The sequence below is a fragment of the Paenibacillus sp. Y859 genome, assembly GCF_056786405.1.
Map to the genome: position 1 here is coordinate 564,276 of NZ_JBXCIZ010000002.1, position 23,109 is coordinate 587,384.

Below are 23,109 nucleotides of genomic sequence, written 5' to 3' on the forward strand. Positions count from 1 at the left end.
CGGATTTTCGTTATAATTGTCTTTTAAGGAAGAATCAGTAGGAAAATTAAGGGGTTGTTGATGATGGCAGATGAATTGATTCGAATATTGGTTGTAGATGATGAAGAAAGAATTCGGCGATTGCTTAAAATGTATTTGGAAAAAGAGGGATATGAAATTGACGAAGCTGAAGATGGAGAAATAGCTCTTCAAAAAGCGATGTTAACAGATTACGGTCTGATTATTCTAGATCTAATGCTTCCAGGTATAGATGGAGTTGAAGTCTGCACTCGACTAAGACAAGTGAAATCAACGCCTGTCTTAATGTTGACAGCAAAGGGAGAAGAAATAAACCGCGTGCAAGGATTTGAAGTTGGAGCAGATGATTATGTCGTTAAGCCATTTAGTCCACGTGAGGTAATTCACCGTGTGAAGGCTATTCTACGACGCTCCTCCACTACGGCCTATTTAACAAAAGATGGTTTATCTAATAATGACATTGTGTTTCCATACTTGGTTATTGAGCATGATGCACACCGTGTTACTGCCGGTGGAGAGGAAGTAAGTCTTACTCCAAAAGAATATGAATTATTGCATTATTTGGCAGTTTCACCTGATAAAGTATTTTCTAGAGAAGAGCTGTTAAAGGATGTCTGGAATTATGAGTTTTTTGGGGATCTCCGTACGGTGGATACTCATGTTAAACGACTAAGAGAGAAACTAAATAAAGTATCTCCAGAGTCAGCGACTATGATTACAACAGTGTGGGGCGTAGGTTACAAGTTAGAGGTCGCGAAATAAATTGAATTTATGGCGATCTCTTGTCGGTAAACTGTGGATTACTATTATTTGCTTAGTCGCTTGTGTGCTTATTACGCTTGGTTTATTTTTGTTGCCGTACATTGATACCAACTTTGCTAACTCTGGTGATATTAAGCGCTTATTTATGTATACATCACTTGTGGGTTTTTCTATGACGACATTTTTCGGGTTATTCCTCCTTACTAGAATTACTCAACCGATGCAGAAGTTAATTCGCGCCGCGGATGCCATTCGTAAAGGGGAATATGGAACAAGAGTATCCGTTGAAGCGAGTGATGAGATTGGGGAGTTGGCCAATACATTTAATCATATGGCTGCAGAACTCGAAGATAACATTCGTAACCTAAATCAAGAGAAGGAACATTTAGCTAGCGTCCTAAGGAGTATGAGTGATGCGGTCATCACCTTTGATAATTCCGGTAAAATTATTTTGACCAATCCGCCAGGTCATCGTATTACTGAACTCTGGCGAAGTATTGATTGGGACTATGAATCTACGGATATTCATCGGGAACGGACGTTAGAAGTACCACAACCTTTAGATGAGTTATTTAATATGACGCTTAGTGGAAGTGGAGATTGTAGTACTTTGGTACATGTTAAGAAGGATGTATGGTCTGTTATAATGACTCCATTGTATTCGGATGATGATATTCGCGGGGCAGTGGCTGTGATGCGTGATGTGACGGAGGAAGTTCGCTTGGAGAAAATGCGTACTGATTTTGTTGCAAATGTGTCTCATGAAATTAGAACTCCGTTATCTATGATGCAAGGTTATAGTGAAGCATTATTGGACGGAATGGCAACCTCCCCAGAAGAAAGCCGAGAATTGATCCAAGTGATTCATGATGAGTCACTGCGTATGGGGAGAATTGTTAAAGACTTGCTAGTTCTAGCCCGTATGGAAGCTGGACATGCCGATATAGCGATGGGCGTTGTGGACGTTGATGAATTGCTTGAACGTATTTATCGCAAGTTCACTGTTCGTTCAAAGGATTATCATCTGAACCTCTATTACGAGAAACGTTCAGATGATTTGAATATACAAACGGGGGATGAAGATAAGTTAGAGCAGATTATGACGAATTTACTTGATAACGCGTTCCGTTATACACCGACTGGTAAAAGTGTATACATTGTAGCTGAGCGAGTTCAAGGCGAACACACCTCGTATTTGCAAATACAAGTTAAAGATGAAGGTGTTGGCATTCCGAAAGAAGACATTCCCTTTATTTTTGAACGATTTTATAAAGCAGATAAGGCTCGTGTTCGTGGAGAATCTGCGGGGACTGGGCTTGGACTTTCTATCGTCATGAGTATTGTTGAAGCCCATCATGGCAGTATCAAAGTTAAAAGCGAGTTGGGTGCAGGTACTAATTTTATCGTAAGGCTTCCTGTCGAATATCGGAAATAATGAAATATGATTGGATGACACCTCTTTTTTGAGGTGTTTTTTTGTAGAAGAAGAAAGATTAATCTTGTTCTTCGTGGAACAAATAGACCATGTAGAGGGCGAGGCCTCACATGGTCTATTTACGTCCTAGCACGGTGGATAAGGAATCCGATGTGTTTGATTCAAAAGGTAGCTTGTGGACCGGGGAGCCGTCTCAAATGATCTATTGAAAGAGTCCACACACGTTAGTATAGGTGCTGTCACGGTGACCGATTGTCTTTACGATCACGGCATCTGAAGGAGTCATTCGTCCAACCTACTTGTTCAGATGATTGTCATATTCCAGCGAAAGCGCAGGCTTTTCTTTCGATACCAACGATAGTATGAAGATACCTGCGATTACGCAGGTATTTAATCATAAGTGGGGGAGTTTCTCGCTTTAATAGGTTAATAGATGTATTATTGTAGGAATTTGGATCAGATATCTAGATCAAGAAGAAAAAGGATGCGCTATTGCAGGCTTTGTACCAAACGGCAGTTGATGTTAGCGTTATAGAACGGCAGTAAGGTGGTTCTTAAGATACTTCATAACGGATTAAGACTGGAATAAGGTTTAGTTGAGTACAACTACAATCAGATCTTATCGAAATGGTCAAACACTTAAAGCTAGAGAAGAACATAAATAAAGGCGACTTTTCATTCACGATGGAATGGGAAGTCGCCTTTATTAATATAAATTTATTTCACAAAATAATAGAAATTGAGTTGGATGAAGTCGCAGGTGACGGAATAGTCCTGGAGAAGCGGTAGCGTTCGCCTACAAGCTTTCCGTAGGAAAGCTACTTCGTAAGCATATGCTTTGCCCTCTGAAGGACAATCCGTCATCGTAGCGGTAGCATACATCAATGTTTGTAGCTTAATCCAGAACAATTTCAAGAGCAGTATTGACCTCTTGTAGAGCGGCAAGTTTGATCAAGACATCTTTGGAGACAGCCTTATCTACAGTTAGGATCATAAGGGCAGCACCGCCAACAAGTGTACGACCTACTTGCATGGAGGCAATATTGACATTGTTCTCACCAAGGAGCGTACCTACGAGTCCAATAATTCCCGGTTTATCGTTGTGTGAGATTAAGATTTGATTTCCGGCTGGAGCAATGTCAACTGGGTATTTATCGAGCAATACAATACGTTCTCCGTAGCCGTGAAGTAGCGTACCAGCAACAAGACGATCTTGATTGTTTTGTGTTTTTAGAGTGACCGAAATAAGGTTAGTGAACCCTTTCGTTTTGGGTGCTTTGGATACTACGATGTTCACATCGCGTGATTTGGCAAGGTGAGCACAGTTAACGATGTTCACTTCGTTACCCAAATGATGTGATAGAACACCTTTCACAATATATCGTGTTAATGGCAATGTATCCACATCAGACAAATCACCTGCATAGTCGATATGAATTTCACTAATGGCCTCATTGGCAATTTGTGCCGCAAAGCGCCCTAGTTTCTCACCAAGAGAGAAGTATGGCTGAAGCTTTTTCATGACACTAGATGCAACCGGAGGAATATTAACGGCATTCTTGAATGGTTCATTGCGCAGGATGTGCAGAATTTCTTCAGATACATCAATTGCGACATTTTCTTGAGCTTCAATGGTTGAAGCGCCTAAGTGAGGTGTAACGATAATCTTAGGATGGCTCAGGAAAGGATGATCACTTTGTGGTGGTTCATGCTCGAATACGTCGAAGGCCGCGCCTGCAACAATTCCTTGGTCAATAGCTTCAACTAAGGCCATTTCATCAATTACACCACCGCGGGCACAGTTGATAATTCGCATTCCTTTTTTCATCACTTCGAATTGTGGACGTGAAATCATATTACGAGTCTCTGGTGTCAATGGTGTGTGAACGGTCATGAAATCTGCGTTCAGGATGATATCATTTACAGAAGCCAATTGAACTCCCATTTTCTCTGCACGGTCTGCAGTTAAGAATGGATCAAATGCGAGAATCTCCATTCCGAATGCTTTAGCACGTTTAGCGACTTCACTACCGATTCGACCCATACCAAGTACACCCAATGTTTTACCACTAAGTTCTACACCAATGAAGGTCTTACGATCCCATGTGCCAGAAATGGTCTTGGCATAAGCCTGTGGAATATGACGGGCTAGCGCCATCATCATCGCAAAGGTATGCTCACAAGTCGTAATTGTATTTCCGTCGGGTGCATTAATAACGACGACCCCTCGTTTTGTAGCTGCATCTAGATCGATATTATCTACACCAACTCCTGCGCGTCCCACAGCTTTTAAATTCGTGCCTGCTGTAAGAATCCGTTCAGTTACAGTAGTCTGGCTACGAACTAATAGTGCATCATATTCACCGATGATAGCTACTAATTCATCTTCACTTAAACCAACATTCTTTACAACGGTAACATCACTTGAATCCATTAATTTCTGAATTCCTAGGTCACTGATTGGATCCGATACGAGTACTTTATACATGATTTCTTTCCTCCTTAATATGTCTGAAGCATGAATATAATTAGAAACATGTCTAGTTTAGACATATTCCGCAATACCGTGTGTTACTGAAGCAACGCGGTGCTTCGATAAAGGTGTAAAAGTAACAAAAAAACCTCCAATCCGCATACTACTTGCGTAGTAAGGGACGAAAGTTGTTCGTGGTACCACCCTAATTCACTGCCAATATGATAGCAGCCTCAAATGGTCTTCTAAAAGACCATAACTGATAACGGAGTTTATCCGATTGCACCTACGTATCTTCAATGCAATTTCTCAGGAATGCTAAGATAGGTTCTTGCCATCGGTTTGCACCAGACACCGACTCTCTGAAGACGTTAAACATATCTTTTTTCCATCATCGATTTCTTGAACTTAATTTTTCATAATGTATCATGGTGTCACAAGTATTGTCAATAGCATGATCTGTTAATAGTCTGTTTACTGAATAAAGGGGGGAAACTTGAATTCCCCCTTATTATTCGATATGCTTCTTAATACTAGTCTTGTTGATTCGTTACTATTAAATTTAGTAGACCTATTTATTCATAAAAGAAAGATAATTGAGGAAGTAGTTCTTGACTATAGTATTTGACCTTCCATTTCTTGAAATCATTCTCTTTTACAGCGTCAGTATTATTAAGTAAATTAATAATTGCTTCAACGGAAGTAAGTTTCATAGAATCCGCATTACCTGATTGGATCATATGATCTATTCTCGCGGTCAAATCTTGTGGATCGTATGCTACATACAAAGACTTGTTCATTAATATGGAAGATACAGCTGCGTTCTTTACAATTAACGGATAGCTTTCCCATAAGGAGAAAGAAGGATCTTTGGTGAAGTCATACTCTTTAGAAAGCGATGAATCTACCTTGATACTCCACTTGATCATGGAAGTATAGTATTTCTTTTGACCGAGAAGACCATAATTCACACCGTTTTTATACAAAGTATCTTGTTTCAACTGCTTCAATAATGCTTCGCTGTTATGTATACTTGAAGATAAGGAAGTGCTATCTACAGCATTTCCGAACAGACGAATACTTTTAAGGAATTCCGATTGTGCCTCTTGAAGCAACGGTGAAGAGGAATACATCGTTGTCTTGGTTATGGCGCTGTACTTCTCATCGGCAAGAGTACGGAGTTGCTTCAGAATTTTATTGATGTTTGTTGCATCTTCGGTTCGACTAATTTTGTCAATCTGCTGGACCCATTCAGATTTGAATTCTCGATAGGGTAGAAATACGGTATGATAGAATGTAACTAAATCCTGTTGCTGATATGAATCGGTAAATTCGGGTGATGAGGGTGCAATTTTTTGCTGTTCATACTTGGATTCTATTTTGCTAGCCCCTAACTGGACGCCCGACAAGAAAGCCGCAGATATCAAAATAAGTACAAGAATGAATGTCAAGCTGAAGTACAATTCGACGCGATAAGAACCTTTTTTCATAATTAAATTCTCCTTTTCATAAAAATAAGACAATATATAGGACAGGCAGGACGAAATGAAAAAATTTAAATTTAAAGTACCGAAAATAAAAATTAAACAAGTATCCTCGGATCAATTAACCGATCAGTTGTTGCTGATCAATCTTTACATAACGCAAGCCCTTACTTTGTTTATCGGCATCATCTGGGTATTTTTTCAGAAAAGAAGTGTGTTTGACCTATTTTCTTTGCAACAAAATGGCAACTTTATGGCGTGGGGTTTTGGATTAGCTGGTTGCATGCTTATTATCGACTTTTTTCTATCTAGAATTATGCCGGAATCCGCTATGGATGATGGCGGTATCAATGACATGTTATTCGGTAAACGTCCTGTGTGGCATATTATTTGTATAGCTGCAATAGTAGCTATTTGTGAAGAATTGTTATTTCGTGGAGCGATTCAGTATGCGATTGGGCCTTATTGGACCAGTATTATATTCGCAGCCATTCATATTCGCTACTTGAGACATTGGCTTCCTACGGGGTGGGTATTTCTTAGCAGTTATGGTTTAGGATTTATTTATATCCAGTCAGGTACACTGTGGGCTCCAATACTATGTCATTTCTTAATAGATCTGATTGCAGGATTAATGATTCGTTTTCGGAGGGAAGAATGAGTACTGGATTAAGTAGGGTGGAAACTCAGAAGAAACGTCGGCTTGAGGGGAAGTTGGAGAAGAAACAGTGGAAGAAACTATGGTTTCGGATAGTTTCAAGTAAAAATGAGGGACGTCGAGATTCAGTACACGACTTAACAACGGATGAGTCTGTGTTAACTGAAGATGATCATGTTCCTTCCCGTTTGGAAACGTATAACACCAACAATGCTAAAATAAGTAGGATTTTTCTGAATACACTTATTTTTCTGTTCGTGATGTTGACGGCAGCTTTATTGTGGTGGGGATTAGAAGATGCACCGCCATGGGAAGAGATTTGGAGATGACAGTTTTAATCTGGGTATCTAGCTTTGTTGCTCTAGTGACGTTATTTCTTGTCTGTCAAATGTATAATGAAGCTATCCGTAACCAAGTTATACCTGTGGAAATAGAGATGAATAGACTCCCAAGCTCATTTGATGGAAGCGTCATTCTCTTTATTACGGATATCCATCGCAGGAATTTACCGGAGAATCTATTGGTGACTTTCAAAGGTCAGGTTGATTGGATATTTCTCGGCGGGGATATGATGGAGAAGGGTGTCCCTCACTCACGTGTGGAAAGAAATATGCGACTATTATCGAGTATTGCTCCTGTGTACGCAGTACATGGTAATCATGATTACAAAGCAGATGTCGTATCTCTGGATAGTATTCTTACGCAGTGTGGGGTGGGTCTGTTAATAAATGGAAATGTCAAATTAGAAAAGAATGGGTCTCATATATGGTTAACCGGAGTCGATTATCCTCGTATTCGTAAAAGGTCATACTCATCTCTGCCGAAACTCCCTTTAAATGAAGTGAATACTTGTCGCCTTGTACTGGTGCATGATCCTGTATGGATTAATCGTTATTCTACTAAACCTGCTGATCTGACATTATCTGGACACACCCATGGAGGGCAAATTATTTTCCCTTTTTTTGGTCCCATTCATTTAGATAAATGTTACCGAAATATTCCTAGTGGCTTCTTCCATTGGGAACAACCACATGCGCTAATAAAGACAGCAACGATATTTATCAGTCGAGGGTTTGGATATCGACACCTTCCTCTGAGATTTCGCTGTCCTGCTGAAATGAACCTGATTACGTTGCGGTCTAAATAAAAGAGCACATCTTATAAGTTCAGTACTGAACTTATAAGATGTGCTCTTTACATATTTCAATCCACAATGATTTAACGCATTTGCAGCTCAATGCTTCGAGGATCCACAAAAGAATAACCTCTCACTTCAAGTTCTGTTAACAAAGCCTCTAAAGCTTGGACAGTCCATGGGAGTTCGTGCATAAGAATATTACTACCAGAGTGAAGTTGGTCAGTAACGTTCTTAATGATGGCTTCTGTATGATTTGGATCAGATGATTTCATTTCCCAATCTAATGAACCATTCGACCAATTCATATATAACATTCCGTTGTCGCTGGCGATTTTCTTAGCGACATCCCCACCTGCACCATGAGGGGCACGAAAGAATACAGGAGCTTCTTGAATGATATCTGAAACTACTTTTTGAACATCTTCAATTTGCTTTTTCACTTCTGCTTCGGGCTTATTCTTCAAGACAATATGATCCCAACTATGATTACCAATAATTTGCTCACGGTCATGAATAAGTTTTAGCAAATCTGGATTTTCCTTCACTTTGTAGCCGTTCACGAAGAAGATAGCTTTTGCTTGATGCTTGTCTAGTGTATCAATCAAGCTGTTAATCATATCTACATCTTTTGGTCCATCGTCGAAAGTGAGTAAAACAACTTTCTTTGGTGCTTCTTCATCGTTAGGAATAATGTCATAATTTTTGTTCATATGATAGGTCAATTCAATGGTTGGTTCTTGTACCGTTTCGGGGGTGCCGGTAATATCTTCCTTTTCAATGAGTGTTGGCACTTTTTCTTTTGTAATTAGACTTGAGTTCTGTGTAGCTTTACTTTCATCTTGTACTTGGGACGATTGACCTTGATCTGTATCAGAATTCGATAATCCTTCGTTCGAGTTACTACAAGCACTAATTAGGAAGGTACAAATAAGAAAAAGGGTCGTTATTTGTTTCGTCATGATGTCATCTCACTTTCCTATAATTAACCGTATGAGTCTTTAACTTTATGTAAATACTAGCGTTGATTCTATCATATAAGGAGGTTATACATGTGAAAATTTCGTCACTTTTAACGGGTATTGTCATTGGTGCAGCAGCAACCAACATGATGTCCAAGAACGCTCAGAATAGTTCCATAAGTCACATGGCAGATAAGGCAAAAGGAAAAATGATGGATTTCACAATGATGGGCATGAATCTTGGCGGTGATCGTGAAAGTGAAGGCCCCACGATGGGCACAAGCCACAATTCAACGTATGAAACAAACGCAACATCCGGATTACAGACACAGACCGATTCGAAGGAATCCAATATGAAGATGCTTAAAGATTTCATTAAAGGAAATCCAGAGGTCAAATACGAAGTAGATATGATTCTTAAAGAGACAAACACGGTTATACCAGGTCTATAGGAAAAGTGGCTTGAATTTAGAATCATTTAATGGGCAAGATATGTCCAGGTTAAATGGTTCTTTTTTTTTATTTTTTATAACGTGCATTTATGAAAAGAAAATGATACGATACTTACATAAGAACTATTTTCAGCACAATTAAAATGAGACATCATATTTTGTTATATCTCATTGCTTGCAAAGGAGGATCCTGTCATGAAAATAGAACGTTTAAGTCCAGATAAGATACGGATTTTCCTAACGTTTGATGATCTTAGCGAGCGCGGCATCCAGAAGGAAGACATGTGGCAAGAAATACCGAAGGTGCATGAACTATTTACTGACATGATGGATCAAGCATATAATGAAGTCGGTTTCGATGCTACGGGGCCTTTGGCTGTCGAAGTGTTCGCCTTGCCCGCCCAGGGGATGGTTGTCATCGTGACTCGAGGGAAATACGATCAGCATCAATATACTAATCACGGTGAAGATGAAATTCCAGAAGATGTATATGAAATGGAAGTTACACTTGAAGAAAGTGATACTATTGTATATGCTTTTAACGATTTTGAAATACTGATTGAAGCTGCTCATGTTCTTCGAGGGAATATTACAGAGGCTGGAAAACTGTATAGCTATAATGATAAATGGGTGTTGTATTTAGAGCCAGGAGATTTGGACGAGGATAAGCATCCATCATTGATTGCTGTCTTAGCTGAGTTTGGAGAGTCTATATCAACCACTGAGGCCGTTCTTGAGGAATATGGTAAAATAATTATGCCAGAAGATGCGATTCGAGTGATTTGCCACCATTTCGCTCGTCAGGAATAATATTATATCAGTTAAGGTTTGAGATGGAGGAGTAAGGTTGCTATTGTTCTCAGTTATTGCGTCAGCAGTGGCGCCGGGTATTGCTTTGCTTACTTTTTTCTATCTGAAAGATAAATATGATGCCGAACCAATTCATTTCATCATGCGAATATTTCTGCTGGGGTTGCTAATAGTGATCCCGGTTTTGATTGTGCAGAGAGGATTGACATGGGGATTAGGTGATCATTCTTTGGTTCAATCATTCATCGTTTCTTCAGGTGTTGAGGAATTGTTGAAATGGTTTGTTCTATACTTTATGGTTTATAATCATGTAGAATTTGATGAACCTTATGATGGCATTGTATATGCTGTAACGATTTCTCTTGGTTTTGCAACTGTAGAGAACATCATGTATGCCTGGTATAGTCAAGCTTCTATAGGGACGATGTTTATAAGAGCGCTGCTTCCCGTTTCGGCGCATGCTTTGTTCGGAGTCATTATGGGCTATTATTTCGGATTAGCGCGCTTTAGCAAAGTTGGGAATCCTAAGCGTTATCTTCTATATTCACTCTTGATCCCTTGGCTTTTTCATGGAATGTATGATCTGATATTAACAATCGTAACAAATTATTGGCTTTGGCTTATCGTTCCTTTGATGGTGATTCTATGGTATGGGGGAATGAATAAGGTGATCCGAGCGAATAATAGTTCACCTTTTCGTTTCCAAAAGAGGGAAGAAGAGGTTAATACATGAGTATGTTGGACACACTTGATCTGAAGAAATGACACTGACGTCATTTACAAAGAGGGGGTGTCTTTTTTTTGCGTGTAAAAGTAAAAATCGTATGCCAAGAGTGTGGCGAATGCTTTATTCTAAGCGGTCGAAAAGTACAAGGCAAAATTGAAACGGGTTTTAAACAGTGTGTTTGCGATAACCAACAGCACTTTGAAATGGAAGAGCAGCCTTTTGGATAAGTTGGATAATGAAGCCCTCTTTGAGCTCAGTTTGACAATTGATTACGAAAGACTTCGTATTCATGCATAAGACTCCTTTCTTCTTGTCACACTATAGGTAAATAGGTAAATGTTCAAAAAGTCAGATTTTCAGCACCGAGAAGATTGGATGAAGCAAGGGAGAGAGGAGCGGAGCGTAGGCAGTACCTACGTGAGCACCGGAAGGACCGGCTGAATTCAATCTTCGATGTCGAATACGCTTCTTGATATACTTCGTGATCAAAAGATGACTTTTTGAACTTCCTCTATAAGGTAAGGATTACAAGGAAGGAGACTTGAAAACATATGTATAAGCGATTAAGCGCTGTATTATTCCCAGTGATGACGGTCTTGTTGATCGGTGCAATGGTTTGGGGTTATCAAGAGAATCAAGAGAAGAATGCTATTCTCATCAAAGCAGAGAATCAATACCAACGAGCTTTTCATGATTTGTCTTCTCATATGGATAGACTACATGGAGAATTGGGGAATACGTTAGCTGTTAATTCGACCTCACGATCCATGCACCGTAAAGGTCTAATCAATGTGTGGCGGATGACAAGTGAAGCTCAGAATGAAATCAATCAGTTGCCGCTAACGTTGCTACCATTCAAAAAAACAGAAGAGTTTTTATCTAAAATATCTAAATTTTCGTATCAGACTTCGGTACGTGATTTAGACAAGGAGCCATTAAGTGACCAAGAATTTAATACCTTAAAGGTGTTATATAAGGATTCGGGTCAAATTGCAAAAGATTTACAAGCGGTACAAGACAAAGTAATTAAGAACAGACTCCGTTGGATGGATGTTGAAACAGCTATTGCCAATGAGACGAAAGTGGAGGATAACAGCATTATTGATGGTTTTAAAACGGTTGATAAAGTTGTAGGAGAATACCCAGAGCACGATTGGGGTCCTTCTGTAGCGTCGATGAACGATAAGCGTAGGGTAAAGAAGCTAGATGGAATACCGATGACAGAGGCAGACATTCATCGTAAAGCAATTAAGTTTGCTGATGTATCGTCTGATTCAGAAGTTCAAATCACCGAGAATGGGAAAGGCACGGAATGGGCTTCTTTTACGGCTAAAGTAAAAAATAAGGCTAATAAAGATGGTTCCATATCTATGGATTTCACACGAGAAGGTGGATTGTTAATTTCCTATTCCGATGATCGGAAAGTAGGGGAGAAACAAGTGGGCATGGAGCAATCCATGAAGAAGGCGAGTGAATTCCTAGCCAACAAAGGGTATCGAGATATGGTGGCCATTATGTTTGATGAGTATGGGAATATGGGGAACTTCACTTATGTTCGTAAGCAGGAGGAAGTTCTCATTTACCCAGAGAAGATAACGGTCCGTGTAGGCCTTGATAATGGAGAAGTAACGGGATTTCAATCTAGTGACTTCGTCGTTGAACATCAGGATGCCCGAGCCATCCCTAAAGCGAAGTTAACGTTGGAAGAAGCAAGAAAGAGGTTGAATGTCGAATTTGAAGAGACTTACAATCGGAAATCCCTTATCAAAGATGAGTATTCTAAAGAAGCCTTATGTTATGAGTTTGGTGGGAAAGTGAATGGGACTAGTTACCGTGTCTTTATTAATGGTGATGATGGCTCAGAAGAGAGTGTAGAAGAGATTAGAACGCCCATTAAATAAGCTTTAAAAGACATTTAAATGACATTCGAATGGTCTTCATATTCGAATGTCATTTTTCTATGCAATAATCCGTGCTATAATTATGTACAGACGATAATCCAATGATGGTGGTGAGTAGATTGTATTTAAAAATAAATGAAGTGTTATATATGAACATAAATTCATCAGATGAAAAAAATTCAGAAATAGGTTATAAGTCTAGAATTACAGATGTTGAAGAAGAGTCCTTTCTAATCGAGATACCGATGCAAGAAGATAATGGTCAATTAAAAAGATTACATTTGGGTGATGAGTTGTCGGTATCTTTTTTGACGGAGGATGGGGTCAAACATTATTTCAATACATATGTCCTCGGTTTCAAGGAAGATATTATCCATATGATTAGAGTGCAGAAACCGAAACTAGACGAGATTTCAAAAATTCAACGACGTACCTACTTTCGAGTAAATGCAAATGTTGAGATTGCTGTTCAAAAGGAAGATACTACACGGTTTATAACTCGAACAGAAGATTTAAGCGGAGGTGGAATATCATTCTTTGCCGAATCTAAACATGAGCTTAAAGAAGGTGAAGTGTTATCCTGTTGGGTTCTAGTTCATTATAAAAATGGTTTGATTGAGCATATTCCATTAAAGGGTGAAATTGTTCGGATTAAGGATGGGGAATATAATCGCAACATCGTTATGCTAAGATTTACAGAAATAATTAATACAGAGCGTCAAAAGCTGATTCGCTACTGTTTCGAACGACAAATGGATTTTCGGGATCGGTAATGGTCTGTATGTAACCAATACATTATTGGTATACTAACCTAAAAATCCGGGAGATCAGACGATGAAAGATGATCAAGAACAAATCGAACACTATGTAACGCTTTTTGATGAATTATTTGTAGCATGTAGTCATGTGTTCAAATATGTATTCTGGATACTCATCTGTCTGATGATATGTTTTCAGATTACTCTACACATTCCTTCTTTGCGTACATACGTATCTTCCGTATACAAGATGGATGGTATACCGATGACGGAACGAAATGTTAACTACTGGTAGTGAGATTACTAACAGAAGTTGTTCAAAAGTTATCTATTGAACACGTATTTATAGATCTATTTTGCAACAATGCACCATATGTGATATAATTTATTCGTTGCAGGCAATGCCTGCTTTTTTCTTGAGTTTATGTTATGGGAGGAATACTCCATTGATTAGGCAGGGGACAGTAATGAACGACAAAATCAATATTGCAATTGATGGTCCTGCGGGTGCAGGAAAGAGTACAGTTGCACGCTTAGTGGCAAATCAATTGTCATATATTTATGTCGACACGGGTTCCATGTACAGAGCCGTCACATGGTTTATGACAAGGCTTGGCATAGGACCAGAGTTGCCTGATAAGGTGCATGAGTACGCTCTTAACATGGTCATTGAATTAAGACCCGATACAGATGGACAGAAGGTATGGGTTGATGGAGAAGATGTTACATCTTACATTCGCACATCAGAAGTGAATAGCCTAGTTTCACAATATGCCCAAATTGAGGGGTTACGTTCTCATTTGGTATTTCTTCAGCGGCAGATGGCTTTGAACAAGGGTGTTGTGATGGATGGACGTGATATCGGAACAACTGTGCTTCCAGACGCTGAAGTGAAAGTCTTCTTAACTGCCAGCGTTAAAGAACGCGCTCTTCGTCGCTTCAATGAATTGAATGATGCAGATCGAACTTCACTGGAACAACTTGAGAAGGATATTGCTAAGCGAGATTCTTTGGATGAACAGAGGGAGATTTCTCCTCTACGACGTGCTGAGGATGCAATACATTTGGATACCACTCAGATGGATATTCATCAAGTAGTGAACAAGATTGTTTCTATATGCAGAAGTCAGAAGGATGGAGAGAAGATAATATGATTTATATCTTTTGCAGAGGATTATTACGATTGATCTTCGCCTTTCTATATCGTTTAGAAGCGGTTGGTAGGGATAACGTACCTTCTGAAGGTGGAGTACTGCTCTGTGCAAATCATATCAGTATGATGGATCCTATAACGGTCGGAATTAAGTTGAAACGACAGGTTAAATACATGGCCAAGGCGGAACTATTTGGCATTCCTGTGTTTGGACCTTTGCTTCTTCAACTAGGAGCTTTCCCTGTCAAACGTGGTGGAGTTAGTAAAGAAGCCATTCGTATGTCCATCAATATCTTGAAACAAGGTGAAATGATGGGGATCTTTCCGGAAGGTACTCGTAATTCTACATCAGGAATTGCCAAGAAAGGTGCTGCAAGCTTTGCGCTTCGTAGCCAAGCAACAGTTATCCCTGTTGCGATCTTTGGTGAGTACAAGCTTTTACGTAAAATGAAGGTTGTATACGGTGCGCCTGTAGATTTATCTGAATTTATGGAGGAAAGCTCTTCTGGCGATCATCTAGAAGCCGCAACGGAAGTCATCATGTCTCGTATTTATGAAATGCAGAAGACAGGTAAGCCAAGTAGCCATTAGATTTCAGTGCATGAAGTGTGAAGTTTTATGGAAAGATACTACAATATAATTGTTTTGAACACTGCTTAGCAGGTTTAAATAAATGGGATTTTGAACTGAGGAGGGCATTGATATGTCAGAGGAAATCAAGAACGAAGAAGTAGTAGTAGAGGAAGTTGTAGAAGTATCAAACCAAGAGGAATTGGACCAAGGGGTATCCGTGAAAAAAGGGGATACAGTGAGAGGGACGATCGTCAAACTAGAAGATAACCAAGCTTATGTAAGCATTGGATATAAATATGACGGTGTAATTCCGGTTCGCGAGTTGTCTTCTGTACAAGTAGACAACGCATCTGACGCCGTAGAAATTGGTCAAGAAGTTGAATGTAGAGTTGTCAGCATTGATGATGACAAAGAAAGAATGCTTCTATCCAAGCGTGCTATTGATAGCGAGAATGGCTGGGAAGAATTAGAGAAGTATTTTGCAAGCCAAGAAATTATTGAAGTAGTTGTTTCTGATGTTGTTAAGGGTGGTTTAGTAGTAGATGTAGGCGCTCGTGGATTTATTCCTGCTTCTATGGTTGAACGCCATTTCGTTGAAGACTTCAGCGATTATAAAGGTCGTACATTGCGTGTGAAAGTAAAAGAACTTGATCGTGAGAACAATAAAGTGATCTTGTCACAAAAAGATGTTCTTGATGCTGAGTTCGAAGGCAATAAGCTGAAGATCATGGCTGACTTGAAAGAAGGTCAATTGATTGAAGGTACTGTTCAACGTCTTACTCAATTCGGAGCATTCGTTGATATCGGTGGCGTAGATGGACTTGTTCACGTATCTGAAATTGCATGGAGTCGTGTTGAGAAACCTTCTGATGTTATTTCTGAAGGCGAGAAAGTTACAGTTAAAGTTCTTAAAGTGGATTCCGAAAAAGGTAAGATCAGCCTAAGTATTAAAGCTGCTCAACCAGGACCTTGGGAAAATGCAGCAAGCCAGTTCAATGCTGGTGATGTTGTGACTGGTGAAGTGAAACGTCTAGTTGCATTCGGAGCATTTGTGGAGCTTACTCCAGGAGTGGAAGGTTTGGTGCATATTTCCCAAATTTCACATAATCATATTGCTACACCACAAGAAGTATTGGAAGAGGGACAACAAGTTCAAGTGAAAATTCTTGAATTGAACCCTGATGAGAAGCGTGTTAGCCTAAGTATTAAAGAAACACAAGAGGCTCCTGCTCAAGAAGCAAGAACTGAAAGACCGAGATCACCTAGAACTTCCAGAGAACCAAAAGTGGAATTCAATAATCCTAACGTATCTCTTTCAAATGAAGGTCTTAGCTTTACACTTGGCGATTTATTCGGGGATAAGCTCGATAAATTTAAGTGATCAGGATCTGAACCTTTGTGAAATCGGCGAACCCTCCGCGGGTTCGCCGATATTTTTTTATGATTGCATATGACGGATTGTCAAACCGAGTATGGTAGGTGTTGACAATCCGTCATATGCAATATATTGGTATCGGTTTCTCTTGGGGTTAGCCAAGACTGGTGTTTTTTGCTATGATAATAATCGTAAGAATTGATAGGAGGAGTTAATAATGGCAAGACCGGTAGTTGCAATCGTGGGCAGGCCTAATGTAGGTAAATCAACGATATTTAACAGGTTAATTGGTGATCGTCTGGCTATTGTAGAAGATAAGCCAGGGATTACACGTGATAGGATATATGGCGTATCAGATTGGAATGGTAAGGGGTTCAGTGTTATTGACACTGGAGGAATTGATTTAGACGGTGATGATCACATGTTGAAATCGATCCGTATGCAAGCAGAGCTTGCGATAGAAGAAGCAGATGTTATTGTGTTTATGTGCGATGCTAAGACAGGTGTTACTTTGGCGGATGAGGAAGTTGCTCAAATGCTATTTAGATCTAGAAAGCCTATCGTTTTAGCTGTGAATAAAGTGGATAATATCAAGAAGGTGGAAGACACCTATGAATTCTATAGTCTTGGATTCGGTGACCCTATCGGAATATCAGGAAGTCATGGGACAGGTCTTGGTGATTTACTCGATGCGATAGTCAATAATCTGCCTGATCTTGAAGAAGAAGAGTATGGTGACGACGTCATTAAAGTCGCGTTAATAGGTCGCCCGAACGTTGGGAAGTCATCATTAGTTAACGCTATATTAGGAGAAGAACGGGTTATCGTAAGTAACGTTCCAGGCACGACTAGGGATGCTATTGATACACCATTTGAGCGAGACGGACAACGCTATGTCATTATTGATACGGCTGGTATGCGTAAGCGTGGAAAAGTGTATGAGAATACGGAGAAGTATAGCGTGATGAGAGCTATGAAAGCTATTGAAAGAGCAGATGTGGTGCTTGTAGTTCTGAATATTGAAGAAGGTATAATCGAACAAGATAAGCATATTGCTGGTTATGCATTCGAGGCAGGTAAGGCTTCTATCTTTGTCGTGAATAAATGGGATGTTGTAGAAAAAGATGATAAAACGATGAAGGCATTTGAGACGAAGATCAGAGATCATTTCTTATTTATGACTTATGCTCCTATCGTATTTCTATCAGCCAAAACAAAACAGCGCCTTCAGAAATTACTACCAGTCGTTCAACATGTTGCAGAGCAGCACTCACTACGTGTACAGACACATATATTGAATGATGTCGTTTCAGATGCAGTGGCGTCAAATGCACCACCGACAGATAAAGGGCGCAGACTACGTATTAATTACGCGACACAAGTAGCCACCAAGCCACCAACTTTCGTTATTTTTGCAAATGATCCTGATTTGATGCATTTCTCATATGAACGCTATTTAGAAAATAAAATTCGTGGAGCATTTGATTTTGAAGGGACGCCGATACGGATATTCACACGGCGTAAGTCCGATGAAAGCTAGGTGACGAAGGTTTGTTAATGCAAATAAGTTCACTCTTTTTAAGTTATTTACTGGGATCAATTAGTTTTAGTGTGCTGTTGGCTAAGATACTAAAAGGAATCGATATTCGTCAATACGGTAGTGGAAATGCAGGGGCAACGAATACTTTGCGTATATTGGGAAAAGGTCCAGCTATATTTGTACTTTTGCTCGATGTACTCAAAGGGATCATCGCAGTATGGATCGGCAGATGGTTAGGTGGGGACGAAGCATGGATCCCTGCCTTATGTGGTATTGCTGCTATTATTGGGCATAACTGGCCGCTCTATTTCAATTTTCGTGGTGGTAAGGGCGTTGCTACAACAATAGGTGTCATGGCGACATTAAGTTTCTTGCCTGCTCTTATTGCAGGAAGTATTGCCATTATATCGATTGTATTAACAAGATATGTATCCCTTGGATCATTAATTTTTGTAGCACTCACACCCGTCTGTCTACTCATAATAGGTGGATACCCATGGTCAGCGTTCTGGTGTAGTATCATTATTGCAATATTTGTTTTCTGGCGTCATAGAAGTAATATTGTGAAGATTGTACAGCGCCGTGAGAATAAACTTGGATCAGGGGGATCTAAAAAAGGGGGAGAACGCGTTGTCTAACAAAGTAACTGTTCTTGTCGCAGGAAGTTGGGGAACTGCGCTTGCGAGCGTTCTAGCTACGAATCATTTGGATGTTTCTCTATGGAGCCATAACCCTGAGCAAGTTAACGAAATGAATGAATTCCATACGAATAGTCGGTATTTACCAGGTGTCACATTAGCCTCGAATATAACGGCTACGATCAGTATGAAGGATGCTGTTGAGAACTCCAGTGCTGTCGTGATAGTAGCTCCGTCCTCAGCGATGAGAGAAGTGACTGCAGAGCTTAAGAAATATTGGAAGAAGGACATGTTGGTTGTTCATGCTACCAAAGGATTTGAGACAGAAACTCTGAAAAGGATGTCATCCGTTATCGCTGAAGAACTGGCATGTGATGAGGGGGATATCGTTGTGTTATCAGGCCCAAGTCATGCTGAAGAAGTTATTAAAAGATGCCCAACAACAGTAGTAGTAGCTTCCCTTAATAAAAGTGCGGCAGAAGCCGCGCAAGATTTATTCATGAACTCTTATTTCCGTGTCTATACGAATCGCGATATGGTTGGTGTGGAGTTGGCAGGTGCACTTAAGAATATTATTGCTCTTGGTGCTGGAATGTCAGATGGATTAGGATTTGGTGATAATGCGAAGGCGGCATTATTGACCAGAGGTCTAGCTGAAATCTCACGGATTGGTGTAGAGCTTGGAGCGAACCCACTTACATTCTCCGGACTTGCTGGAATTGGTGATCTTGTCGTAACGGCTACCAGTCAACACAGTCGTAATTGGCGAGCTGGATCATTAATTGGTAAAGGTAACAATCTCGATGAAGTGTTACAATCGATGGGGATGGTCGTAGAAGGTATTCGTACAACACAGGCTGCTCATAAGCTAGCGATTAAGCATGGTGTACAAATGCCTATTACGGATCAGCTTTATCAAGTGCTGTTTAAAGAGCTGGATGCGAGAATAGCGGTAGAAGCACTGATGGGCCGCGACCCGAAGACGGAAATGGAGAGTATGCGACAGGAGACTTGGGAACAGTGGCATACATAAGTGCTAGTCACCTTTTATGGCCAATCCTCATATAATACTGTGAAGATTGCCAGAGGAGGGATTACATTTGAGTAACAATATACCCAAGGATGCGCTCAATGCGATCAATAAAAAAAGTGGTAAACGCATTTCTGAGAATGAAGTTAAGAGGCTTGCTAACACTGTCAAACCAACGACAATGCAAAATGAGGCACAGCTACGTCAATTAATTAAACAAGTCTCTGCCATGGCGAATGTACCTGTTAGTGAAAGTACAATAAAGGATATTGTTAGTGCAGTTAAGAAAAGTGGCATGAATCCTCAAAGCATGGAATCCTTGATGAAGATGATGATTAAGAAATAAGGATTTTCTTACGTTTTAATAGAGTCTCAAGATAGGGACAAAACACTATGATGTCTTTTGGCATCATAGTGTTTTGTCTTGTTTTTGCGAAATGGGACAAGATTCATGTTATAATAGCTTAAATAAAATGGTTTACAGAATGGAGATTTAACTTTATGGACGCAATGACAAAAATGTGGGTATCCCTCATTGCAATATTAATTATGGGCTGTTCAGTTTTTTTAATTACATATGCACGAAGTAAAACGAAAGGGATCATAAGAATATTATTGTCCGTAATCGCCTTTCTACTTATGATCACTGGATTTCTAGGTGGACTGGTTTCTCTGACTTAATATACTAAAGGATTGGTGAGGTTTGAATGGAATCATCTTTAACTCTTATTGGAAGAACAGTTACTAAAAGTGTGGAACCAAAGCTCGGGGAGACTATTCTCCAGCACGCGATTGCGCATAAAATTGACTGGCAACATCTATGTACTCGTGGCACATGTGCTCGGTGTCGTTGTTACATTGAAGAGGGTTCTGAACACTTGGAGGAGCCGACCCAAGCAGAACATCGACGTCTCGATCCTGAAGAGTTCGAAGAAGGCTATCGGTTGGGTTGTCAAGCTGTTGTGAAAAACATAGGCAAGATTTCAGCGCGTAATAAAACCTATTTTTAAGGAAGTGACATCAGTGCATCATTTCACATTCGAATTGCAGCAAGCATTAAAGCAGGCTGCAAGATGCTTGAATTCAACCCATTGCAAGTGGTTGCTAGGGGGGAGCTGCAGCTTGATCTTGCAGGGGGTAGAAATTCTTTGTCCACCTCGGGATATTGATTTGTATGCAGATTCTGAATCGGTTATAACGCTTCATAAAGCAATTGCACATTGGTCAGTGGATGAACAAGCTTTAAATACAGCTGGTTTATATTCATCCGTACTAAGCCATTATGAGTTAAATGAAGCGCAGATCGAGCTAGTAGGTGATTTCAGGATTGCTTCGAATACCTTTGAATATAGGGTGGAGGTAGAAGAAGCACTCCAGTCTGATGCTTCTGAAATTGAGCTTGAAGGCGTTCGCATGCGTCTGATGCCTCTAAGTCACGAACTCATATTTAATCTGCTTAGAGAACGTGCAGACAGGTATGAAGCGATAGCTACAACGATGAGAGAGGATAGAGCACGGCATTTACCCCTTCTAGAGAAATTAATAAGAACGAATCATTTGGATGATCACCATATCAAGCAGATCGCTATATTGTTAGGGGCTCCGAGTGTGCTCTCTTATATGTCTAATCTGTCTTAATTGAGTATAGAGAGGGAATGGCTATGGATCCTGAAATAACGTTTCATCCGATGGGAAAAGTCCTTAAAGTGAGACAGGGGACAAGTGTGCTGAATGCCGCTCGTAAAGGTGGCGTACATATTTCTACACGTTGTGGAGGTAAAGCGGGCTGCTTAATGTGTAAAATAGTAGTGAATCAACACCATATGTCAGCTCTTTCGCCTATAGGAGATGTCGAACGTCGTAAATTGGGCTCATTGTATAGTAAAGGAATCCGCCTATCCTGTCAGGCGACAATTCAGGGTGATATTGAGGTAAACATTCCAGAGGATCCCCTCAAAGCTGCTGTACGTAAACAACTTGAGGCTGCAAGGAATAAAGAACCCGATGAGTTATGGTAATTAAGATATTTTGAACTTATAACGCAAAGGACGATGATGTATGATGAAGCCTCAAATTAAATATAAACGAAGTTCATCTTTCAAATTAATGTTGGCTGTTATGATACTTATGTTGGTTACTACGGCATGTCTATCTCCATTTGAGAAGACTGAAAGCAATCCCTCGTACCATGAGAGCGTGAAACGGATACAATCGGCTGTGGATGATTATCAGAAAGAACTAGAATTGTTACCCATTATGAATGCTGATCAAGATACTCCACGTTATGAGAAATTTAGAGTGGATATGGAAAAGTTGAAAAACACGGGTTTTATAGATGAAATACCGAATACAGCATTTGAAAAAGGGGGAAGTGGATATTTTCTTATTATTAATGAGGAGTCCAATCCTACAGTTAAGGTCATGGATATAGCGACGGTTCAGAAAGTAAATGATGTTCAGCAGGCTGTAGATAAATATAAACGGGGGAATAATAATGAATTACCTAAGGGAGAAGAAGTATACCCTAGTGTGTATACTGTAGACTTATCCAAGGCTAAAATCCCTTCAATTAAAATTCAAAGTGTATATTCTAACGAGGAAATGGCGTTTGTGATGGATGCCAATGGCCAGGTATATGTTGATTATGCTTTTGATATTATGCAGGCAATTGAGAAAAGTGGTCAAGAACCGCAGGGTGATGAGGATTTGAGAGATTATCTTGTTGATAATTCCTACTTTGTTCCCGTTAAATCACTCCCTTATTCTTGGGTTGCTGGAGCACCGGTAGCAAGCATACAATAGCAGTGCTAGATTATCATAATGACACACAATAAAGGCAAATATCCATTCAAACTGAATGGATATTTGCCTTTATTTATGATTCAAAACCAAAATGAATGAGGCTATAGGACGTTTTTTTTTATACATAAATAAGTGTAGTTTCGGCATATCGGACTGAAATTTCGCATATATCTGAGTGGGATAGAGAAGTAAGTGTAAATACAGTTGTCCATATTTATTGAAAACCGGTCATATTGTTTTGTTAAGGTACATAATATGATACTAGTCCAAATGCCCGAACGAGTAACGCCGCTTTGCTGTTCTGACCTAATGATTACTTCCGGCGGCGGACTACTAACGACATGAAAAGGCGGCTCATCCGTTGCAATGGTTGAGGCCTCAGATGGAACACGAAGCGGATGCTCATAAAGCATTTTTCCTTCG

The 23,109-nt window shown here is 39.9% G+C and carries 28 protein-coding genes and 1 other annotated feature; of the genes, 24 read left to right on the top strand and 4 right to left on the bottom strand.

Features of this window, described 5'->3' with window-relative positions; all coding sequences use genetic code 11:
- Positions 1-63: 63 nt before the first annotated feature.
- From AC1TO8_RS07675 to AC1TO8_RS07685, 3 genes are all read left to right on the top strand, one after another.
- A complete protein-coding gene (locus AC1TO8_RS07675) occupies positions 64-780 on the top strand; it encodes a response regulator transcription factor (RefSeq protein ID WP_482055256.1) in 717 nt (238 codons plus the stop codon).
- 1 nt (position 781) lies between these two features.
- Positions 782-2,215: an ATP-binding protein gene (locus AC1TO8_RS07680; protein ID WP_482054991.1), complete on the top strand. Its 1,434-nt coding sequence runs from the start codon at positions 782-784 to the stop codon at positions 2,213-2,215.
- Positions 2,216-2,842: 627 nt separating this feature from the next.
- Positions 2,843-3,004, top strand: coding sequence for a hypothetical protein (locus AC1TO8_RS07685; RefSeq protein ID WP_482054992.1), 162 nt, complete (start codon positions 2,843-2,845; stop codon positions 3,002-3,004).
- A 106-nt stretch (positions 3,005-3,110) separates the two neighbouring features.
- On the opposite strand, the gene serA is transcribed toward AC1TO8_RS07685, so the two are convergent.
- Positions 3,111-4,703: a phosphoglycerate dehydrogenase gene (serA, locus tag AC1TO8_RS07690; protein WP_482054993.1), complete on the bottom strand. Its 1,593-nt coding sequence runs from the start codon at positions 4,701-4,703 to the stop codon at positions 3,111-3,113.
- A gap of 159 nt (positions 4,704-4,862) precedes the next feature.
- Positions 4,863-5,092, bottom strand: a binding site (T-box leader).
- 171 nt (positions 5,093-5,263) lie between these two features.
- Positions 5,264-6,178 carry a hypothetical protein gene (locus AC1TO8_RS07695; RefSeq protein ID WP_482054994.1) on the bottom strand — a complete coding sequence of 305 codons (915 nt, stop codon included), beginning with the start codon at positions 6,176-6,178 and terminating at the stop codon, positions 5,264-5,266.
- Positions 6,179-6,233: 55 nt separating this feature from the next.
- Between AC1TO8_RS07695 and AC1TO8_RS07700 the strand changes: the two genes are divergently transcribed.
- The 3 genes from AC1TO8_RS07700 to AC1TO8_RS07710 are packed head-to-tail and all read left to right on the top strand — an operon-like array spanning position 6,234 to position 7,977.
- Positions 6,234-6,833 carry a CPBP family intramembrane glutamic endopeptidase gene (locus AC1TO8_RS07700; RefSeq protein ID WP_482054995.1) on the top strand — a complete coding sequence of 200 codons (600 nt, stop codon included), beginning with the start codon at positions 6,234-6,236 and terminating at the stop codon, positions 6,831-6,833.
- Entirely contained in the window at positions 6,830-7,159 is a 330-nt protein-coding gene (locus tag AC1TO8_RS07705; RefSeq protein ID WP_482054996.1) for a hypothetical protein, read from the top strand. Before AC1TO8_RS07700 ends, AC1TO8_RS07705 begins: the two co-directional genes overlap by 4 nt.
- Positions 7,156-7,977: a metallophosphoesterase gene (locus AC1TO8_RS07710; protein WP_482054997.1), complete on the top strand. Its 822-nt coding sequence runs from the start codon at positions 7,156-7,158 to the stop codon at positions 7,975-7,977. The genes AC1TO8_RS07705 and AC1TO8_RS07710 overlap by 4 nt, the downstream gene beginning before the upstream one ends.
- Before the next feature lie 71 nt (positions 7,978-8,048).
- On the opposite strand, the gene AC1TO8_RS07715 is transcribed toward AC1TO8_RS07710, so the two are convergent.
- Complete coding sequence (locus AC1TO8_RS07715; RefSeq protein WP_482054998.1) at positions 8,049-8,927, bottom strand: polysaccharide deacetylase family protein; 879 nt, start codon at positions 8,925-8,927, stop codon at positions 8,049-8,051.
- Positions 8,928-9,019: 92 nt separating this feature from the next.
- Here AC1TO8_RS07715 and AC1TO8_RS07720 point away from each other — a divergent pair, with 92 nt between their 5' ends.
- The 3 genes from AC1TO8_RS07720 to prsW all read left to right on the top strand — a co-directional run bounded on the left by AC1TO8_RS07720 (position 9,020) and on the right by prsW (position 10,922).
- The gene (locus AC1TO8_RS07720; RefSeq protein WP_482054999.1) at positions 9,020-9,379 is read left to right on the top strand and encodes a hypothetical protein; all 360 of its coding nucleotides are present in this window, start codon (positions 9,020-9,022) and stop codon (positions 9,377-9,379) included.
- A gap of 195 nt (positions 9,380-9,574) precedes the next feature.
- Positions 9,575-10,189 (top strand): genetic competence negative regulator, encoded by a 615-nt coding sequence (locus tag AC1TO8_RS07725; RefSeq protein ID WP_482055000.1) that lies wholly within the window; start codon positions 9,575-9,577, stop codon positions 10,187-10,189.
- A gap of 37 nt (positions 10,190-10,226) precedes the next feature.
- Complete coding sequence (prsW, locus tag AC1TO8_RS07730) at positions 10,227-10,922, top strand: glutamic-type intramembrane protease PrsW (RefSeq protein ID WP_482055001.1); 696 nt, start codon at positions 10,227-10,229, stop codon at positions 10,920-10,922.
- 159 nt (positions 10,923-11,081) lie between these two features.
- Here the strand turns inward: prsW and AC1TO8_RS07735 are convergent, their stop codons facing one another.
- Entirely contained in the window at positions 11,082-11,207 is a 126-nt protein-coding gene (locus AC1TO8_RS07735; protein WP_482055279.1) for a hypothetical protein, read from the bottom strand.
- A 260-nt stretch (positions 11,208-11,467) separates the two neighbouring features.
- On the opposite strand from AC1TO8_RS07735, the gene ypeB reads away from it, so the two are divergent.
- The 15 genes from ypeB to AC1TO8_RS07810 all read left to right on the top strand — a co-directional run bounded on the left by ypeB (position 11,468) and on the right by AC1TO8_RS07810 (position 22,686).
- Entirely contained in the window at positions 11,468-12,817 is a 1,350-nt protein-coding gene (gene ypeB / locus AC1TO8_RS07740) for a germination protein YpeB (protein ID WP_482055002.1), read from the top strand.
- A 119-nt stretch (positions 12,818-12,936) separates the two neighbouring features.
- Positions 12,937-13,590: a flagellar brake protein gene (locus tag AC1TO8_RS07745; RefSeq protein WP_482055003.1), complete on the top strand. Its 654-nt coding sequence runs from the start codon at positions 12,937-12,939 to the stop codon at positions 13,588-13,590.
- 61 nt (positions 13,591-13,651) lie between these two features.
- Positions 13,652-13,870 carry a hypothetical protein gene (locus AC1TO8_RS07750; RefSeq protein WP_482055004.1) on the top strand — a complete coding sequence of 73 codons (219 nt, stop codon included), beginning with the start codon at positions 13,652-13,654 and terminating at the stop codon, positions 13,868-13,870.
- A gap of 151 nt (positions 13,871-14,021) precedes the next feature.
- Positions 14,022-14,729, top strand: a complete 708-nt coding sequence (gene cmk, locus AC1TO8_RS07755) for a (d)CMP kinase (RefSeq protein ID WP_482055005.1) — start codon at positions 14,022-14,024, stop codon at positions 14,727-14,729.
- On the top strand, positions 14,726-15,319 hold the full coding sequence (locus AC1TO8_RS07760; RefSeq protein WP_482055257.1) for a lysophospholipid acyltransferase family protein: 594 nt from the start codon (positions 14,726-14,728) through the stop codon (positions 15,317-15,319). Before cmk ends, AC1TO8_RS07760 begins: the two co-directional genes overlap by 4 nt.
- Positions 15,320-15,431: 112 nt before the next feature.
- On the top strand, positions 15,432-16,682 hold the full coding sequence (rpsA, locus tag AC1TO8_RS07765) for a 30S ribosomal protein S1 (protein ID WP_482055006.1): 1,251 nt from the start codon (positions 15,432-15,434) through the stop codon (positions 16,680-16,682).
- Positions 16,683-16,893: 211 nt separating this feature from the next.
- The gene (gene der / locus AC1TO8_RS07770) at positions 16,894-18,216 is read left to right on the top strand and encodes a ribosome biogenesis GTPase Der (RefSeq protein WP_482055007.1); all 1,323 of its coding nucleotides are present in this window, start codon (positions 16,894-16,896) and stop codon (positions 18,214-18,216) included.
- Positions 18,217-18,227: 11 nt separating this feature from the next.
- Positions 18,228-18,854, top strand: coding sequence for a glycerol-3-phosphate 1-O-acyltransferase PlsY (gene plsY / locus AC1TO8_RS07775; RefSeq protein ID WP_482055008.1), 627 nt, complete (start codon positions 18,228-18,230; stop codon positions 18,852-18,854).
- Entirely contained in the window at positions 18,847-19,887 is a 1,041-nt protein-coding gene (locus AC1TO8_RS07780) for an NAD(P)H-dependent glycerol-3-phosphate dehydrogenase (protein WP_482055009.1), read from the top strand. The genes plsY and AC1TO8_RS07780 overlap by 8 nt, the downstream gene beginning before the upstream one ends.
- A 67-nt stretch (positions 19,888-19,954) precedes the next feature.
- On the top strand, positions 19,955-20,230 hold the full coding sequence (locus AC1TO8_RS07785) for a stage VI sporulation protein F (RefSeq protein WP_482055010.1): 276 nt from the start codon (positions 19,955-19,957) through the stop codon (positions 20,228-20,230).
- 173 nt (positions 20,231-20,403) lie between these two features.
- Positions 20,404-20,565: a DUF2768 family protein gene (locus AC1TO8_RS07790; RefSeq protein ID WP_482055258.1), complete on the top strand. Its 162-nt coding sequence runs from the start codon at positions 20,404-20,406 to the stop codon at positions 20,563-20,565.
- A 26-nt stretch (positions 20,566-20,591) separates the two neighbouring features.
- Complete coding sequence (locus AC1TO8_RS07795) at positions 20,592-20,894, top strand: 2Fe-2S iron-sulfur cluster-binding protein (protein ID WP_482055011.1); 303 nt, start codon at positions 20,592-20,594, stop codon at positions 20,892-20,894.
- 13 nt (positions 20,895-20,907) lie between these two features.
- Positions 20,908-21,522 (top strand): hypothetical protein, encoded by a 615-nt coding sequence (locus AC1TO8_RS07800; protein WP_482055012.1) that lies wholly within the window; start codon positions 20,908-20,910, stop codon positions 21,520-21,522.
- Between the two features lie 23 nt (positions 21,523-21,545).
- On the top strand, positions 21,546-21,902 hold the full coding sequence (locus AC1TO8_RS07805) for a 2Fe-2S iron-sulfur cluster-binding protein (RefSeq protein WP_482055013.1): 357 nt from the start codon (positions 21,546-21,548) through the stop codon (positions 21,900-21,902).
- A gap of 40 nt (positions 21,903-21,942) precedes the next feature.
- Positions 21,943-22,686 carry a hypothetical protein gene (locus AC1TO8_RS07810; protein ID WP_482055014.1) on the top strand — a complete coding sequence of 248 codons (744 nt, stop codon included), beginning with the start codon at positions 21,943-21,945 and terminating at the stop codon, positions 22,684-22,686.
- Positions 22,687-23,109 lie beyond the last annotated feature (423 nt).

What these genes read in the sequence shown, in the direction of transcription:
- AC1TO8_RS07675 (WP_482055256.1), top strand. Translation starts at nt 64, where the DNA reads ATGGCAGATGAATTGATTCGAATATTGGTTGTAGATGATGAAGAAAGA.
- AC1TO8_RS07685 (WP_482054992.1), top strand. Translation starts at nt 2,843, where the DNA reads ATGGTCAAACACTTAAAGCTAGAGAAGAACATAAATAAAGGCGACTTT.
- serA (WP_482054993.1), bottom strand. Translation starts at nt 4,703, where the DNA reads ATGTATAAAGTACTCGTATCGGATCCAATCAGTGACCTAGGAATTCAG.
- AC1TO8_RS07695 (WP_482054994.1), bottom strand. Translation starts at nt 6,178, where the DNA reads ATGAAAAAAGGTTCTTATCGCGTCGAATTGTACTTCAGCTTGACATTC.
- AC1TO8_RS07700 (WP_482054995.1), top strand. Translation starts at nt 6,234, where the DNA reads ATGAAAAAATTTAAATTTAAAGTACCGAAAATAAAAATTAAACAAGTA.
- AC1TO8_RS07705 (WP_482054996.1), top strand. Translation starts at nt 6,830, where the DNA reads ATGAGTACTGGATTAAGTAGGGTGGAAACTCAGAAGAAACGTCGGCTT.
- AC1TO8_RS07710 (WP_482054997.1), top strand. Translation starts at nt 7,156, where the DNA reads ATGACAGTTTTAATCTGGGTATCTAGCTTTGTTGCTCTAGTGACGTTA.
- AC1TO8_RS07715 (WP_482054998.1), bottom strand. Translation starts at nt 8,927, where the DNA reads ATGACGAAACAAATAACGACCCTTTTTCTTATTTGTACCTTCCTAATT.
- AC1TO8_RS07725 (WP_482055000.1), top strand. Translation starts at nt 9,575, where the DNA reads ATGAAAATAGAACGTTTAAGTCCAGATAAGATACGGATTTTCCTAACG.
- AC1TO8_RS07735 (WP_482055279.1), bottom strand. Translation starts at nt 11,207, where the DNA reads ATGAATACGAAGTCTTTCGTAATCAATTGTCAAACTGAGCTCAAAGAG.
- ypeB (WP_482055002.1), top strand. Translation starts at nt 11,468, where the DNA reads ATGTATAAGCGATTAAGCGCTGTATTATTCCCAGTGATGACGGTCTTG.
- AC1TO8_RS07750 (WP_482055004.1), top strand. Translation starts at nt 13,652, where the DNA reads ATGAAAGATGATCAAGAACAAATCGAACACTATGTAACGCTTTTTGAT.
- AC1TO8_RS07760 (WP_482055257.1), top strand. Translation starts at nt 14,726, where the DNA reads ATGATTTATATCTTTTGCAGAGGATTATTACGATTGATCTTCGCCTTT.
- rpsA (WP_482055006.1), top strand. Translation starts at nt 15,432, where the DNA reads ATGTCAGAGGAAATCAAGAACGAAGAAGTAGTAGTAGAGGAAGTTGTA.
- der (WP_482055007.1), top strand. Translation starts at nt 16,894, where the DNA reads ATGGCAAGACCGGTAGTTGCAATCGTGGGCAGGCCTAATGTAGGTAAA.
- AC1TO8_RS07790 (WP_482055258.1), top strand. Translation starts at nt 20,404, where the DNA reads ATGTGGGTATCCCTCATTGCAATATTAATTATGGGCTGTTCAGTTTTT.
- AC1TO8_RS07795 (WP_482055011.1), top strand. Translation starts at nt 20,592, where the DNA reads ATGGAATCATCTTTAACTCTTATTGGAAGAACAGTTACTAAAAGTGTG.
- AC1TO8_RS07805 (WP_482055013.1), top strand. Translation starts at nt 21,546, where the DNA reads ATGGATCCTGAAATAACGTTTCATCCGATGGGAAAAGTCCTTAAAGTG.
- AC1TO8_RS07810 (WP_482055014.1), top strand. Translation starts at nt 21,943, where the DNA reads ATGATGAAGCCTCAAATTAAATATAAACGAAGTTCATCTTTCAAATTA.